Annotated in this window: 15 protein-coding genes; 9 read left to right on the top strand and 6 right to left on the bottom strand. The window is 69.8% G+C overall.

Annotated elements, in window-relative coordinates; all coding sequences use genetic code 11:
• Positions 1-250 precede the first annotated feature (250 nt).
• On the top strand, positions 251-2,569 hold the full coding sequence (gene ybiO / locus FEI13_RS00385; RefSeq protein ID WP_420841543.1) for a mechanosensitive channel protein: 2,319 nt from the start codon (positions 251-253) through the stop codon (positions 2,567-2,569).
• Here the strand turns inward: ybiO and FEI13_RS19025 are convergent.
• The 5 genes from FEI13_RS19025 to hemC form a co-directional block, all read right to left on the bottom strand.
• The gene (locus FEI13_RS19025) at positions 2,566-2,739 is read right to left on the bottom strand and encodes a hypothetical protein (RefSeq protein ID WP_158294499.1); all 174 of its coding nucleotides are present in this window, start codon (positions 2,737-2,739) and stop codon (positions 2,566-2,568) included. The genes ybiO and FEI13_RS19025 overlap by 4 nt on opposite strands.
• 151 nt (positions 2,740-2,890) lie before the next feature.
• A complete protein-coding gene (locus tag FEI13_RS00390; protein ID WP_138178693.1) occupies positions 2,891-4,135 on the bottom strand; it encodes a heme biosynthesis HemY N-terminal domain-containing protein in 1,245 nt (414 codons plus the stop codon).
• Positions 4,132-5,583, bottom strand: a complete 1,452-nt coding sequence (locus tag FEI13_RS00395; protein WP_138178694.1) for a uroporphyrinogen-III C-methyltransferase — start codon at positions 5,581-5,583, stop codon at positions 4,132-4,134. The genes FEI13_RS00390 and FEI13_RS00395 overlap by 4 nt, the downstream gene beginning before the upstream one ends.
• Before the next feature lie 6 nt (positions 5,584-5,589).
• Positions 5,590-6,384: a uroporphyrinogen-III synthase gene (locus tag FEI13_RS00400; protein WP_138178695.1), complete on the bottom strand. Its 795-nt coding sequence runs from the start codon at positions 6,382-6,384 to the stop codon at positions 5,590-5,592.
• Positions 6,384-7,325 (bottom strand): hydroxymethylbilane synthase, encoded by a 942-nt coding sequence (gene hemC, locus FEI13_RS00405; protein WP_138178696.1) that lies wholly within the window; start codon positions 7,323-7,325, stop codon positions 6,384-6,386. The genes FEI13_RS00400 and hemC overlap by 1 nt, the downstream gene beginning before the upstream one ends.
• Before the next feature lie 233 nt (positions 7,326-7,558).
• Here hemC and argH point away from each other — a divergent pair, with 233 nt between their 5' ends.
• Genes argH through FEI13_RS00440 form a run of 7 tightly spaced genes read left to right on the top strand, consistent with a single transcriptional unit; the run spans position 7,559 to position 13,669 of the window.
• Complete coding sequence (gene argH / locus FEI13_RS00410) at positions 7,559-8,968, top strand: argininosuccinate lyase (protein WP_138178697.1); 1,410 nt, start codon at positions 7,559-7,561, stop codon at positions 8,966-8,968.
• Positions 8,968-9,168, top strand: coding sequence for an LPS translocon maturation chaperone LptM (gene lptM, locus FEI13_RS00415; protein WP_138178698.1), 201 nt, complete (start codon positions 8,968-8,970; stop codon positions 9,166-9,168). The genes argH and lptM overlap by 1 nt, the downstream gene beginning before the upstream one ends.
• Position 9,169: 1 nt before the next feature.
• Positions 9,170-10,450 (top strand): diaminopimelate decarboxylase, encoded by a 1,281-nt coding sequence (gene lysA, locus FEI13_RS00420; protein ID WP_138178699.1) that lies wholly within the window; start codon positions 9,170-9,172, stop codon positions 10,448-10,450.
• Positions 10,450-11,283, top strand: coding sequence for a diaminopimelate epimerase (gene dapF / locus FEI13_RS00425; protein WP_138178700.1), 834 nt, complete (start codon positions 10,450-10,452; stop codon positions 11,281-11,283). Before lysA ends, dapF begins: the two co-directional genes overlap by 1 nt.
• A gap of 30 nt (positions 11,284-11,313) precedes the next feature.
• Positions 11,314-12,030 (top strand): DUF484 family protein, encoded by a 717-nt coding sequence (locus FEI13_RS00430; RefSeq protein ID WP_138178701.1) that lies wholly within the window; start codon positions 11,314-11,316, stop codon positions 12,028-12,030.
• The gene (locus FEI13_RS00435; RefSeq protein ID WP_138178702.1) at positions 12,027-12,944 is read left to right on the top strand and encodes a tyrosine recombinase XerC; all 918 of its coding nucleotides are present in this window, start codon (positions 12,027-12,029) and stop codon (positions 12,942-12,944) included. The genes FEI13_RS00430 and FEI13_RS00435 overlap by 4 nt, the downstream gene beginning before the upstream one ends.
• The gene (locus FEI13_RS00440) at positions 12,941-13,669 is read left to right on the top strand and encodes an HAD family hydrolase (protein WP_138178703.1); all 729 of its coding nucleotides are present in this window, start codon (positions 12,941-12,943) and stop codon (positions 13,667-13,669) included. The genes FEI13_RS00435 and FEI13_RS00440 overlap by 4 nt, the downstream gene beginning before the upstream one ends.
• A gap of 45 nt (positions 13,670-13,714) precedes the next feature.
• Here FEI13_RS00440 and yihA read toward each other — a convergent pair whose 3' ends face one another.
• Positions 13,715-14,353 carry a ribosome biogenesis GTP-binding protein YihA/YsxC gene (gene yihA / locus FEI13_RS00445; protein WP_138178704.1) on the bottom strand — a complete coding sequence of 213 codons (639 nt, stop codon included), beginning with the start codon at positions 14,351-14,353 and terminating at the stop codon, positions 13,715-13,717.
• A gap of 238 nt (positions 14,354-14,591) precedes the next feature.
• Between yihA and FEI13_RS00450 the strand changes: the two genes are divergently transcribed.
• Positions 14,592-15,212, top strand: coding sequence for a c-type cytochrome (locus FEI13_RS00450; RefSeq protein ID WP_138178705.1), 621 nt, complete (start codon positions 14,592-14,594; stop codon positions 15,210-15,212).
• Positions 15,213-15,221: the final 9 nt, after the last annotated feature.

The following is a 15,221-nucleotide window of genomic DNA, read 5'->3' on the forward strand; positions in this document are numbered from 1 at the left end:
TCCCTACACAAAAAAAGCCACCCGATGAGGGTGGCCAAGAGTATCGCATGCTTGCCTTGCAGTGGGCAGCGACCCTTGGCCGCTACACGGTGTGATATTGGCAGATATCGCCCATGATGTACAATGCTTGTATATGAAATATCCTCACGGCCTGCGGGTCGTGATCGCGGAGCCAAACCCGTACCATGCCGGCTGAGAATCCCTTTCCCGACACCCCATCGCCAACGCGCCAAGAGACGGAGGTCACTGCGTGAATCCTATGCGAGCCCTGACAGCCCTGTGCGGCTGGCTGCTGCTGGCCCTGATGGCCTTCGCCGGTCCGGCCCAAGCCCAACAAGCCGACGCCGGCGGCGAGCCGCCGGCCTACTCTACCCTGGCCGACCTGCTCGAGAATGAGCAATCGCGCCAGCAGCTGATCGACCAGCTGCGCGGTATGGCCGGTGACGTCGCCGCCTCCGAATCGGCGGGTGCCGGGGAGAGCGCCGCTGGCGCCGAGCCCTCGCTGCCCAGGCAGCTGGCCGAAGCCACCAGCCGCATCGTCGGTGATGTCGGTAGCCAGTTCACCAGCCTGGTGGACGTACTCGGCGGGCTGTTCACCGGCAGTGCCGATGCGACCAGCAGCTTCGACACGGCCGCCTTCACCAACGCCGCCATCAACCTGGGCCTGGTGATCCTGGCCACCATCGCGCTGTTTCTAATCATCCGCCGGCTGGCCCGGCCACTGTTCACGCGTATCAGCCAGTGGTCGCTCAACGGCCAGGGTCTGACCCCGGTGCTGCGCCTGGTCCTCTGCGTGGCCCTAGCAGCCGTGATCGATGCGGCGGTGGTGGCGCTTTCCTACGTCGGTGGCAACTTGGTCGCCACCTTCGCAGTGGGCGAGACCGGCGAACTCTCCACCCGGGCCTCGCTGTTCCTCAACGCCTTCCTGGTGATCGAGCTGCTCAAGGCGGCCGTGCGCATGCTCTTCTCGTCACGCTACGAAGGGCTGCGCCTGCTGCCGGTGGGGGCCGAGGACGCCTCCTACTGGAATGGCTGGATCGCCCGACTGATCGGGCTGGTGGGCTATGGCTTGATGGTGGTGGTGCCGCTGGTCAACGTCTACCTGTCGCCGACCCTGGGCCAGAGCATCGGCACCCTGATCATGATCGGCGCCTTCGTCTATGCGGTCGCCGTGGTGCTGCGCAACCGTGTTCGCCTCCGCGACGCCCTCAACCACAAGGCCAATAACGCCACCATGGCGGCCAGCCGGGTCTCGCTGCAGCTGTTCGCACGCACCTGGCACCTGTTCGCCTTGGCCTACTTCGTGATGGTGCTGGTGCTGGTACTGACCCGGCCGGCGGACGCCCTGCCCTTCGTGCTCTTCGCCACCCTCAAGACCATCGCCGCCGTCGTGGCAGGCCTGCTGGTCTCGAGCCTGCTGACCCAGACCATCGGCCGGCGCATCCGCTTGAGCGATGACCTGCGCCGCAAGCTGCCGCTGCTCGAGCCGCGGCTCAACAGCTACGTGCCCAATGCCCTGCGAGTGATCCGTACCCTGATCCTGATCACGGTGGTCCTGGTGGTACTGAACGCCTGGGGCGCCTTCGACCTGGCGGCCTGGTACGCCTCCGAGGCCGGCCGCGGCCTGGTCGGCAAGGTGGTCAGCGTGGCGGTGATCCTGGTGGTTGCCGTCGCCGCCTGGCTGGGGCTGGCCAGCCTGATCGAGCACAAGCTCAACCCGGAGACCGGCGGCGGCGTGCCCTCGGCCCGGGCGCAGACCCTGCTGGCCCTGTTCCGCAATGCCCTGGCCATCGCCCTGATCACCATGACATTGATGATCGTGCTGGCCGAGATCGGCATCAACATCGGGCCGCTGATCGCCGGTGCCGGTGTGCTTGGCCTGGCCATCGGCTTCGGCTCCCAGAAGCTGGTGCAGGACATCATCACGGGCATCTTCATACAGGTGGAGAACGCCATGAACACCGGCGACGTGGTCACGGTGGGCGGCGTCACCGGCACCGCCGAGAAGCTCAGCATCCGCTCGGTGGGCATCCGCGACCTGTCCGGCACCTACCACATCGTGCCCTTCTCCAGCGTCGACACCGTCTCCAACTACATGCGCGAGTTCGGCAACCATGTCGGCGAGTACGGCATCGCCTACCGCGAGAGCATCGACGAGGCCATCGAGCAACTGAAGCTGGCCTTCGAGGACCTCCAGGCCAGCGAAGAGCACGGGCACAAGCTGCTGGAGCCGCTCACCGTGGCCGGCGTCGTGGCCCTCGCTGACAGTTCGGTGAACATCCGGGTGGTCATCAAGACCACCCCCGGCGACCAGTGGGCCGTGGGTCGCGCCTACAACCGCCTGGTCAAGCTGCGCTTCGACGAGGCCGGCATCGAGATTCCCTTCCCGCACTCCACGCTCTACTTCGGCGAGGACAAGCAGGGCCGCTCGCCGGCGGCCAATGTGCGGGTGCTGGAGCCCAAGGGGCGGCAACGTACGGGAGATGCACCCCAGGGGGATGATCCCGGGCATGGCATTCAGGAGACCGCCGACGCCGACCATCGCCAGCCCAACGATAGCGAGGTCTAGGCGCTCACCAGCAGGCGCCCGCGGCGCCTGTCCGTCTCGACAGCGGGGTCGCCCATGGCGGCCCCGCTGTCGTTGGTCGGGCGTGGGGCCGCCACGGCGGGCGGGTCAGCCACAACAGTCGCGGCGTCGCCCCCGATGGCAGAGCCCTCGAGGCGGCAACGATCGATCATCGACGCTCAAAGAGAAGAGCCCAGCCGTTAGGGCCGCGGGAGGCGAGGAAACCGGCGTCTCGTAAAATCACTTGCACAGCAAGAGGGGCTGCTAACCGGCAGCCCCTCTTCATGGTGGGTCACATCATAGTGACCCGGGTTCGAGCGTAGCTCAGGACGCCGCCTTCGCCGCCGAGTCAGGTGTCTCGGTGGGTTGCGGCAGCGAGGGTAGCGACTTGTCGAGCAGCTCGACGCTCTGGCGGTAGAAGAGCTGGCTCTTCTGATGCTCGCCCAGGTTGGCATAGAGCCGGGCCAGTTCCGCGCAGGCCACGCCGCTGGGCCGCTGGCGCTGGCTCGCCTCGAAGTACTCCTGCGCCTTGCCCCAGTAGGCGTTGCGCAGCGCCAGGCGCCCCAGGGTGAGCAGCAGGTCCGGATCGTTGGGCCGCTCCTGCAGCCAACTCTCGGCCACCACCAGCTGTCGGCGGGCATCCACGTCGAGCAGGCCGTAGCGCAGCACCAGGCGACTGTCCCAGTGCTCCTTGAGGGAGTGACGCAGCAGGCGCTCGGCGATGCCCTCCTGGTCGCCGCGCACCAGCGCCTCGGCATAGAGCACGATCAGGTCGTTGTTGGTGCGCAGGTAGTCGGGCATGTCGGCCCAGAGGTTGCGCACCCGCTCGATATCGCCGGGGTTGCGTGCCTCCTGGCCGATCAGCTCGCGGTAGGCGCGCAGCTCGAGCTGCTCGCGCTCCTCGGGGGAAATCAGCTGCTGAGCCCCCAGCCGCGGCATCAGGCGGCGCAGGCCGTCCCAGTCGCTGACGCTGAGGTAGGCCTGCTTGAGCTGCTTGAGGACCTGGGGGTGATTCGGCAGGTGGCGGTCCAGGCGGGTCAGGATCGCCAGCGCCTCCTCGTACTGCTGGCGATCCAGCATCAGCTGGGCCTGCATCATGCCCACTGCGGTATCGGCGCCCTCGGTGCTCAGGTGCGCCCGCTTGAGCAGGGTATCGGCCTGCTCGTAGCGCCCCTGGTAGTGGGCGGCCAAGGCTGCGGAGAGGTAGTTGACCAGCGGCGTACTGGAGTCATCGGCGGCCTTGACCAGGGCCTTCTCGGCGCGTTTCCAGCGCCCCTCGGCGAGCGCCACCAGGCCGCGCACGGTGCGCTTCATGGCGGTGCGGTTGCGGGCCCGGCTGTTCCACACCTTGAAGCGGCTGACCGGCCGGGTCAGGCGCATCAGCAGTCGCAGGCCGAAGTGCAGCACGATGAACACCGCCAGCAGGATGATCAGGCCGAACCAGAAGGAGGTCTGATAGGAGGTGTCGCCCACCCGCACCAGCCAGTAGCCCGGCACCGACATCATCAGCTGGCCGAACAGCGCCCCGAGCGCGAGGCCCAGAACCACGATCAGGATCAGCTTTCTCATGCGTCATCTCCCTGGCCGCCCTCGGCCTGGTCGGCGGAGCGGCTCTCGAAGCGACGCTCGATGAAGCTCGCCAGCGCCTGCTGGGAGCCGCTGATGTCGGGCAGCTCGGGACGGATGCTGCGCTGCTTGAGCTCCTCGAGGCGTGCGATCACCGACTGCACGCCGGAAGCGTCCATGTCGTAGTAGCCACGAATCAGCGTCAGGGCCTTATCGAGGCTAGCTTCATAGAGCGCCTGCTCCTCCTTGAGCAGCGCCAGTTGGGACTGCTCGAGCACCAGGCGCACGCTCTGGCGGAGGTAGGACTCCTGCTCGGGGGCGATCAGCGCCTCCAGGGCCTCGTCGTGTTGGCGCACGGTGACCAGGTCCTTGAGCTCATTGCCGAAGCGCGACAGCTGCTGCTGCCAGCCGCCGGTGGGCGTCTCCTCAATGGTGGCGTCGGCGGTCATCTCCTCGATGTCCTGGGCCAGGGGCTGGTCGGCGATCAGCTCCTGCTGGGCATTGAGCGCCAGGAAGAGGCCGGTGCGATCGATGGTCGGCACGGCTTCCAGGGCGGCGAGCTCTGAGGCGATCTCGCGACGCACCGGCACTAGGGCGGGGTTGTCGGCCTCGAGCAGCCGCGCGTCGGCGGTGCGCAGCAGGGCCGCGGCCCCCTCGACGTCGCGCTCCAGCTGCAGCCGCTGGTTGGCCAGGCGCAGCAGGTAGGCGGCCTCGGCATGCAGCCAGTCGCGCTCGTCGGTGTCCTGCTCGCGGGAGAGTTCGTCGAGCACCTGGTCGAGGGTCTCGTCGACGCTGCCGCGGTAGTCGGCGAACTCGCTGCGCAGGCTGGAGAGGGTCGATTCGAGGGCCGCATCACGCTCGCTTTCGGCGCTCTGGAGTTGCGCTTCAAGGTCACCCAAGGCGGACTGGCTGGCGACGTCGGCGGGCAGTGCGTCGAGACGCTGCTGCTGCACCTCGAGCTTCTGCCAGGCCTGCCAGCCGGCGATGGCCACGCCGATGGCCAGCAGGATCACCAGTGCCAGCGCCACGGCGCCGGACTTGCCGCCGCCCTGTCCGCCGTCGCTCGTGGCGGTGGCAGCGCCGCCAGCCGGGGGCTTGCCGCCGCCGGAGGCCTTGGCCTTGCCGCTGCTGGCGCCGCCCGATGCCGGCTTGTCGGTCGAGGCGCTCGGCGTCTTGCTCTTATCGGTGCTGGCAGCGCCCGAGGTAGGCTTATCGGCCGCAGCGCTCGCCTCCTCCGCTCCCGACGCTGCCGCGTCCTGCTTCACCTGCCCGGCCGCAGCGCCTGCCGGCGCCGATGATCCGCCCTTGCCCCGGCGGCGTGAACGGCGGGAGGCCGAACCGCCGACCTTGTCGGCCTCGCCGCCCCCCTGACCGCCCGAGGTCGACGATGCGCCCTGGGCCGCATCCGAAGGCGTCTGCTGTTCGTCCTGATTGTTTGGTTGCTTGCTCATCTGTCGCTAGCCCTTTTCGAGATCATCATGATCGACATCGGCCTCCTCAGGGGCGCTGCTCCCGGCGACCGCGGCCGCCAGGGCGGCAGGGGTGGCACCCGACGCCACAACGGGGAAACGAAACCCCAGCCTGCCGGCCAGTGTAGCCAACCGCGCGCTGGAAACGATTAGCGGTTGGTTCAAGGCGGCATCCGTACACCATCCTGCCAGATGTTCGAGGATTTCTCCGCTGCTGACCACCAGCGCATGGTAATCGCCCTCGGCCAGCCGCGCCTGCAGGGGCGGCGCGGGGTCGATCAGACGGCGCCGATAGACCGCCAGGCGCGTCACTCTGGCCCCGCGTGCCGCCAAGGTATCGGCGAGCAGGGTACGCCCACCCTCACCGGCCACCAGCAGCACGCGCTGCTCGTCGAGGGTCCGCAGCGACGCGAGGCGCAGCAGCGCCTCGCTGGTGTCCTCGCCGCTGGCCGGCGACGGCACGTGCACACGTACCCCCAGGTGGTAATGCAAGGCGGCGGCGGTGGACGCGCCCACCGCATAGTAGTCGATACCGACCGGCAGCTGCGGCCAGTAGCGATCCAGCGCGGCCGCCAGGCACTCGGCGGCGAAGGGGCTCACCACCACCACCTTGTCGAACAGGTCGACGTCCAGCCAAGTGCTGCGCGCCGCCGGCGTCTCCGCCAGCGGCTCGAGCCGCATGACGTCCAGGCGCGCCACGGACAGGCCGCGAGCCTCGATGGCCTCGGCCAGCGGGGCCGCACGCACGCCCGGACGGGAGATCAGTACCGGCCGGCTCGCCATCAAACGGCGCCGTAGACCTCGGCGAGAATCTCGCCGGCGCCCTGGTCGAGCAGTTCCTCGGCCACGCGGATGCCGAGCGCTTCCGGCTCGTGAATGGAGCCGCGCCCCTCCGCGCGCAGCACCCGGGTGCCCTCCGGGTTACCCACCAGGGCGCGCAGCCAGAGGGTCTGGCCGTCGTTCTCGAACACGGCGTGGCCGCCGATGGGCACCTGGCAGCCCCCCTCCAGGCGGGTGTTCATGGCGCGCTCCGCCCGCACCCGGGTGGCGGTGACCGCGTCATCCAGCGGAGTCAGCAGCGCCAGCAGCTCGGGGTCGTGCAGGCGACACTCGATGCCCAGCGCCCCCTGGCCGCAGGCCGGCAGGCAGACCTCGGGCGGCAGCTCCATGGCGATGCGCGCCTCGAGGCCCAGCCGCTTGAGGCCCGAGGTGGCCAGCAGGATGGCGTCGTACTCGCCGGCATCGAGCTTGCCGAGGCGCGTCTGGACGTTGCCGCGTAGGTTGAGGACCTCGAGGTCCGGGCGCGCCTCGCGCATCTGCAGGCCGCGACGCAGGCTCGAGGTACCGATGCGCGCGCCCTCGGGCAGCTCGTCCAGCGAGGCGTAGTGGTTGGAGACAAAGGCGTCGGTGGGCTCGGCGCCCTCGAGGATCACCGAGAGCCCCAGGCTCTCGGGAAAGTGCATGGGCACGTCCTTCATGGAGTGCACGGCGATGTCGGCGCGACCGTCGAGCATCGCCTCCTCCAGCTCCTTCACGAACAGCCCCTTGCCCCCGACCTTGGCCAGCGGCGTGTCGAGGATCTTGTCGCCGCGGGTCGACATGGCGACCAGCTCGACCTGCAGGCCGGGATGGGCGGCCATCAGACGGTCGCGGACATGCTCGGCCTGCCACATGGCCAGTTGACTCTTGCGGGTGGCGATACGCAGGGTATTGATGGCTTGCACGTGATTCTCCCGTACCGGTTGGCCTGCTAATGGCGCACGATGCGCTGGCGCCCGGTGATGACTTGATATGGCTTCATCATAAAGCACCGCGCGAAGCAGGAAAAATCGCGTCGCGGCGAGCGTGCGCCGCCCCTCGCCAGCCCCGCGGACTCTGGTACACTTTCCGCCATGTCAAGGCAGCGCCGCCAAGGCGGCGCCCACCACCCCTATCGTCAAGCAGGATGCCCAGCCCGATGAGCCCGAGTCCTTCCAACCCCGGCACCAATCAGTCCTGGGGGGGCCGCTTCAGCGAGCCCACCGACGCCTTCGTCGAACGCTTCACCGCCTCGGTCGGCTTCGACCAGCGCCTCGCCCTCCACGACATCCAGGGCTCCGTCGCCCACGCCACCATGCTGGCGCGGGTCGGCGTGCTGACCGACGCGGAGCGCGACGCCATCCTCCAGGGCCTCGACGAGATCCGCGGCGAGATCGAGCGCGGTGAGTTCGAGTGGTCGGTGGCCCTGGAAGACGTACACATGAACATCGAGGCGCGCCTCACCGACAAGATCGGCATCACCGGCAAGAAGCTGCATACCGGCCGTTCACGCAACGACCAGGTGGCCACCGACATCCGCCTCTTCCTGCGCGACGAGATCGACGCCGTCGCCGCCGTGCTGGCGCGCCTGCGCGAGGGGCTGATCACGCTGGCCGACCGCGAGGCCGACACCATCATGCCCGGCTTCACCCACCTGCAGACCGCCCAGCCGGTGACCTTCGGCCACCACCTGCTGGCCTGGCAGGAGATGCTGGCCCGCGACCACGAGCGCCTGCTCGACTGCCGCAAGCGGGTCAACGTGCTGCCGCTGGGCGCCGCGGCGCTGGCCGGCACCACCTACCCCATCGATCGCCACGTCACCGCCGAGCTGCTGGGCTTCGAGCGGCCCGCCGAGAACAGCCTCGACGCGGTCAGCGATCGGGACTTCGCCATCGAGTTCACCGCCTTCGCCAGCATCCTGCTGATGCACCTGTCGCGGATGAGCGAGGAGCTGGTGCTGTGGACCAGCGCCCAGTTCGACTTCATTGACCTGCCCGACCGCTTCTGCACCGGCTCCTCGATCATGCCTCAGAAGAAGAACCCCGACGTACCGGAGCTGGTGCGCGGCAAGACCGGACGCGTCTATGGCCACCTGATGGGCCTGCTGACGCTGATGAAGTCCCAGCCGCTGGCCTACAACAAGGACAACCAGGAGGACAAGGAGCCGCTGTTCGACACCCTGGACACCGTCAAGGGTTGCCTGCGCGCCTTCGCCGACATGGCCCCGGCCATCGAGTCGAAGAAACCCAACATGGCCGAGGCCGCCCGCCGCGGCTTCTCCACCGCCACCGACCTGGCCGACTACCTGGTGCGCAAGGGCGTGGCCTTCCGCGACGCCCATGAGATCGTCGGCCAGTCCGTGGCCTTCGGGCTCGAGGAGGGCAAGGACCTCTCCGAGATGAGCCTCGAAGAGCTGCGCCAGTTCTCGGACACCATCGAGGCGGACGTCTTCGAGGTGCTAACCCTCGAGGGCTCGGTGGCGGCCCGCAACCATATCGGCGGCACCGCCCCGGATCAGGTACGGGCCGCGGCGCAGCGCGCCCGCGATGCCCTGGCGGGCCTGGCCTGATGCGACGCTCCTTCCCCGCCGCCCTGGCCCTGGCATTGGCCCTGACCCTCGCGCTGGCCGGCTGCGGCCAGAAGGGTCCGCTCTACTTGCCCGGCGACGAAGCGGCCGCCGAACGCTATGACCCTGCCGGCGAGCAGGCGACGTCGGACGACGCCGCCACCCGGCAGGACGATGACACCGCCCGCGACGACGAGAGCTAGCATGGACCACTTCGAATACCGCGACGGCGTCCTCTACGGTGAGGACGTGCCGCTCACCCGCATCGCCGACGAGTTCGGCACGCCCTGCTACGTCTACTCCCGGGCGACCCTGGCGCGCCACTACCGCGCCTACGCCGAGGCCCTGGGCAGTCACCCGCACCTGATCTGCTATGCGGTGAAGGCCAATTCCAACCTGGCGGTGCTGGGCCTGCTGGCGAAGATGGGCGCCGGCTTCGACATCGTTTCCGTGGGCGAGCTCGAGCGCGTGCTCGCCGCCGGCGGCGAGCCGGCCCGGGTGGTCTTCTCCGGCGTCGCCAAGCAGGAGGCCGAGATGGCCCGCGCGCTGGAGGCGGGCATCAAGTGCTTCAACGTCGAGTCGCGCCCCGAGCTCGAGCGCCTCAACGCGGTGGCGGGCCGGCTCGGCCTGCGGGCCCCGGTCTCGCTGCGGGTCAATCCGGACGTCGACGCCGGCACCCACCCCTACATCTCCACCGGGCTCAAGGACAACAAGTTCGGCATCCCGGTGGACGAGGCGCTGGCCGCCTACGAGCTGGCGGCCGCGCTGCCCCATCTCGAGGTGGTCGGCCTGGACTGCCATATCGGCTCCCAGCTCACCGAGCTCGCGCCCTTCCTCGACGCCCTCGACCGCCTGCTGGTGCTGCTCGAGCGACTGCGCGAGCGCGGCATCGAGATCGAGCATCTCGACCTCGGCGGCGGGCTGGGCGTGCCCTACCGCGACGAGCGCCCGCCGGCGCCCTTCGACTACGCCACCGCCCTGCTCGAGCGGCTCTCGGCGTGGCCAGGCAGCGAGCGGTTGACCCTGCTCTTCGAGCCGGGCCGCTCCATCGCCGCCAACGCCGGCGTGCTGCTAACGCGGGTCGAGTTCCTGAAGCCTGGCGAGACCAAGAACTTCGCCATCGTCGACGCGGCCATGAACGACCTGATCCGCCCGGCGCTCTATCAGGCCTGGCAGGCTATCCTGGCCGTGGATACCCGTCACCCGCGCGACGCCGCCATCTATGACGTGGTCGGACCGGTCTGCGAGACCGGTGACTTCCTGGGCAAGGACCGCGAGCTCGCCATCGCCGCCGACGACCTGCTGGCGGTGCGCTCCGCCGGGGCCTACGGCTTCGTGATGGCCTCGAACTACAATAGCCGCCCGCGTCCCGCCGAGGTAATGGTCGACGGCGACCGGGCCCACCTGGTGCGTCGCCGCGAGCGCCTCGAGGCGCTGTGGGCCGGCGAGTCGCTGCTGCCCGACGACGCGGAAGAGGCCCGCTGATGCTCCTGCACTTTACCAAGATGCACGGCCTCGGCAACGACTTCATGGTGGTCGACCTGGTCACCCAGCGGGCACGCTTCACCGAGGAGGAGATCCGCCGCCTGGCCGACCGGCGCTTCGGCATCGGCTTCGACCAGCTGCTGGTGGTCGAGCCGCCCCGCGCCCCGGAGATGGACTTCCGCTACCGGATCTACAATGCCGACGGCAGCGAGGTCGAGAACTGCGGCAACGGGGCGCGCTGTTTCGCGCGCTTCGTCCGCGACCAGCGCCTGACCCACAAGCACGAGATCCACGTCGAGACCGCCGGCGGCCCGCTGACCCTGGCGGTCGAGGACGATGGCCGGGTGCGCGTCGACATGGGGCCCCCGCACTTCGCCCCCGAGGCGCTGCCCTTCGACGCCGCCGAGGACCGCGTCGTGCACGCCCTGGAGGTAGACGGCGAGCGCCTCGAGATCGGCGTGGTCTCCCTGGGCAACCCCCACGCCGTGCTGCGGGTCGCGGACGTCGACACGGCCCCCGTCGAGCGGCTGGGGCCGGCCATCGAGGCCCACCCGCGCTTCCCGAAGCGGGTCAACGCCGGCTTCATGCAGATGGTGTCGCCCCACGAGATCCGCCTGCGCGTCTATGAGCGCGGCAGCGGCGAGACACTGGCCTGCGGCACCGGCGCCTGCGCGGCCGTGGCCAGCGGCATCCGCCAGGGGCTGCTCGAGAGCCCCGTTACCGTGCACCTGCCCGGCGGCGACCTTTGCATCGAGTGGAGCGGCGACGCCGCGCCGCTGATCATGACCGGACCGGCCGAGCGCGTCTTCGACGGCCGCGTCGTGCTGAACTGAGCCGTCCCCGCCACCCCAGGAGAAGTGCCCATGACCCATGCCGCCCCCGACCCGCGCAAGACCCTCGATCCCGACCGGGTGGCCGAGTGGTTGGCCTGTCACCCGGACTTCTTCGTCGGTCGCGAGGGGCTGCTGCAGCAGCTCAAGGTGCCCCATCCCGAGACCCGCGGCGCTACGTCGCTGCTCGAACGGCTGGTGCATGACCTGCGCGCCCGCGCCGAGCAGGCCGAATGGCGCCTGGAGCAGCTGCTGGAGTCGGCCCGCTTCAACGAGGGCCAGTACCGACGCACCCGCGCGCTGGTCCTCGCGTTGCTCGAGGCCGAGGACAACGACGCCCTGGGCCAGGCGCTGGCCACCCAGCTGAGTGAGCACTTCCACACCCCGGCGGTGGCGCTGTGGTGCCCGGCCAGCCTCACCGATGCCGAGCCCCATCCGCCCCAGGCGCCCCGACAGGTGCTCGACGATCACGCCGGACAGCGCCTCGCGGCGCTGCTCGACGGTCGTCCCAGCCGCTGCACGCGGCTGACCCCCACCGACTGGAAGCGCCTGCTGCCCCATGTGCCGGCGCCCGCCAAGGCCGGCTCTTGCGCGATGGCGCGGCTGACCCTGGGCGAACCGCTGGGCTACCTGGTGTTGGCGAGCCCCGATCCGGACCACTTCCGCGCCAGCATGGATACCCTGTTCACCGACTACGTGGGCGAGGTGGTGGCGCGCCTGCTGGTGCGCATGGCGCCCGCCTCGTCGTGAGCAAAGAGACGCTTTTCCCCGCGGTCGAGGCCTTCCTCGCCGGGCTGGCGCGCACGGCCAGCCCCGCCACGGCGGACGCCTATCGGCGCGATCTCTCGGCCCTGACGGCCTTCCTCGTCGCCGAGGCCATCGACGACTGGTCACGGCTCGATGCCGCCCTGCTGCGCCGCTTCCTCGGCGGTGAGCGGCTGCGCGGCCTGGCTCCGCGCAGCCTGGCCCGGCGCCGCGCCGCGATCTCGCGCTTCGCCGCCCACCTGGTGGAGACGGGACGGCTGGCGCACAACCCGGCTTCGCTGGTGAAGGCCCCGCGCCAGCCCCGCCATCTGCCGCGTCCGCTGGACGTGGATCAGCTCGCGCGTTTCCTCGACACGCCCCACGACGACTCGCCGCTGGCGCGCCGCGACCAGGCGATGCTGGAACTCTTCTACTCCAGCGGGCTGCGCCTGGCCGAGCTGGCGGCGCTGGATCTCCCTGATCTCCAGCGCCAGCGGGTCAGGGTGCTCGGCAAGGGCGGCAAGCCCCGCCAGGTCCCCGTGGGCCGTCGAGCCCGCCAGGCGCTGGACGCCTGGCTCAGCGTGCGCGGCCGGCTCGCCGAACGCGACGCCCAGGCGCTGTTCGTGGGCGTGCGCGGGGGACGGCTGGGGCATCGCGGCATCCAGCGGCGCCTCGCCGAGCTGGCCAAGGTGCGAGGGCTCGCCGAGCATCTCCATCCGCACCGACTGCGCCACTCCTTCGCCAGCCACCTACTGGAGTCGAGCCAGGACCTGCGCGCCGTGCAGGAGCTGCTGGGTCACGCGGACCTCGCCACCACCCAGGTCTATACCCGGCTCGACTGGCAGCACCTGGCGGCGAGCTACGACGCCGCACATCCGCGGGCGCGACGCCGCGACAACGACAGCGGAGAGCCCTCATGAGCCTGCGGACGATCACCTTCGACCTGGACGACACCCTGTGGGACAACCGCGGGGTAATGGAGCGCACCGAGACCGGCCACTATGCCTGGCTCGACGAGGCACTGGCGGACTGGCTGGCGCGCCGCGGCGAGTCACGCGGACGCTTCGCCGAGCGCTATCCCCTGGCGGCCTATCAGGCGGCGCGCGGCCGGCTGGCCGAGCGCTTCCCGCCGCGGCGGGGCGACTTCAGCTGGCTGCGCGAACGCGCCCTGGTCGAACTACTGGAGGCCTACGGGCTACCGCGCAGCGCCGCCTGGCTGTGGGCCTTGGCCGCCATGGGGCGCTTCCATGCGCTGCGCCTGGACGTCGCGCCCCACCCCGAGGTGGAGCCGTTGCTCAAAGGGCTCGGCAACCGCTACCGGCTGGGCGCCATCACCAACGGCAACCTGGCGCTGCACCGCCTGGCGCTACACCGGCATTTCCGGGTGGCCATCGCCGCCGGCGAGATCCAAGCCCCCAAGCCCGACGCCCGCCCCTTCCTGGCGGCCCTGGCGCGGCTCGAGACCGCGCCCTCGCGGGCGCTGCATGTGGGGGATTCCTGGCAGGAAGACGTGCTGCCGGCGCGGCGCCTGGGCATGCGGGCGGTGTGGATCGCCCCGCACGCGCCGGCGGGGGCGCTGCCCGAGGGCGTGCACCGGCTGGCGCATGTCCGCGAGCTGCCGGCCCTGCTGGCCGACCTGACGTAGTCGCGACACCAGCAGACGCTAGAGCAGATACCGCGAGGAGCGCTGTCAGTCGGCGGCAGGCACCGGCGCATCGAGCAGCCACTGGTCGAGACGCGCATGCACCTCCTCGATGCCCTGCTTCTTGAGGGCGGAGAAGAGCTGGATGCTGACCAGGTCCTCCCACTCATGCAGCCGCGAGCGCACCTGCTGCAGGGCGTTCTTCGCCGCGCCACTCTTCAGCTTGTCGGCCTTGGTCAGCAGGATGTGCACCGGCATTTCGGCCTCGTCGGCCCAGCCGAGCAGGGTCTGGTCGAACTCCGAGAGCGGATGGCGCACGTCCATCACCAGCACCAGGCCGCGCAGCGAGCCGCGCCGACGCAGGTAGTCGGAGAGGTGGCGCTGCCACTCCAGCTTGACCTGCTCCGGCACCTTGGCATAGCCGTAGCCCGGCAGGTCGACCAGCCGGTGGTCGCTGTCCTCGCCGAGCCCGAAGAAGTTGATCAGCTGGGTGCGCCCCGGCGTCTTGGAGATCCGGGCCAGCGCCTTCTGCCGGGTCAGGGCATTGATGGCGCTGGACTTGCCGGCGTTGGAGCGGCCGGCGAAGGCCACCTCGGCGCCGTCGTCCGGCGGGCACTTGGCCAGGGTCGGGGCGCTGGTGAGGAAACAAGCGGCCTGGTAATTGAAACGAGAGTTGAGTCGCGACATGCGGGAGAATCCTGACGTTGATCAAGGGCGCCACGGCTTGCATTCCCGCGGCTCGGGTGTTCCGTTATAATGCAGTGTCTTTGTCTGCGACCCGGGGCGCGTCAGTATACCACCGTGCTTCGGCCGCCAGCGACCGACCACCGCGTCGGCGACGACCGGCCACAGGGCACCCGGATCCAACCCGGGCGGCACCCGGGGTACGTACCGGCCAACAACGTAACGGGATAGTGGAACTGCGATGAGAAAGCTACTGGCAAGCCTGGCAATCACCATGGGCGCGGTCGGCGTGGCCCATGCCGACCTTCAAGCGGACGCCGATGCGGCAGCCGGTCGGGACAAGGCGCAGGCCTGCGCCGCCTGTCACGGCCAGCAGGGCATCAGCCCCTCCGGCGCCTTCCCCAACCTGGCCGGCCAGCAGGCCTCCTACCTGGCCAAGCAGATCATGGACATCCGCGACGGCAATCGTATGGTGGCGCAGATGGCCGGCCAGGTGGACAACTTCTCCGACCAGGACGCCTGGGACGTGGCCAAGTACTTCGCCGAGATGGACCCGGCCCTGGGCCAGGCCGAGGACGACGAGGCGCTGATCGAACGCGGCCGCGAGCTCTACCGCGCCGGCGACATGGCCAAGGGCATCCCGGCCTGCTCGGCCTGCCACAGCCCGACCGGCGAAGGCATCGGTTCCGCGGTCTACCCGGCGCTCTCCGGCCAGAAGCATGACTACGTGGTCTCCACCCTACAGGATTTCGCCACCGGCGCGCGGGCCAACGACCCCGCCGCCATCATGCGCAGCATCGCCACCAAGATGAGCGATGGCGATATGGCCGCCGTAGCCAACTACGTGCGCGGCCTGCACTGAACCCCGCCC

It is taken from the genome of Halomonas urmiana (assembly GCF_005780185.1).
Classification (GTDB): domain Bacteria; phylum Pseudomonadota; class Gammaproteobacteria; order Pseudomonadales; family Halomonadaceae; genus Halomonas; species Halomonas urmiana.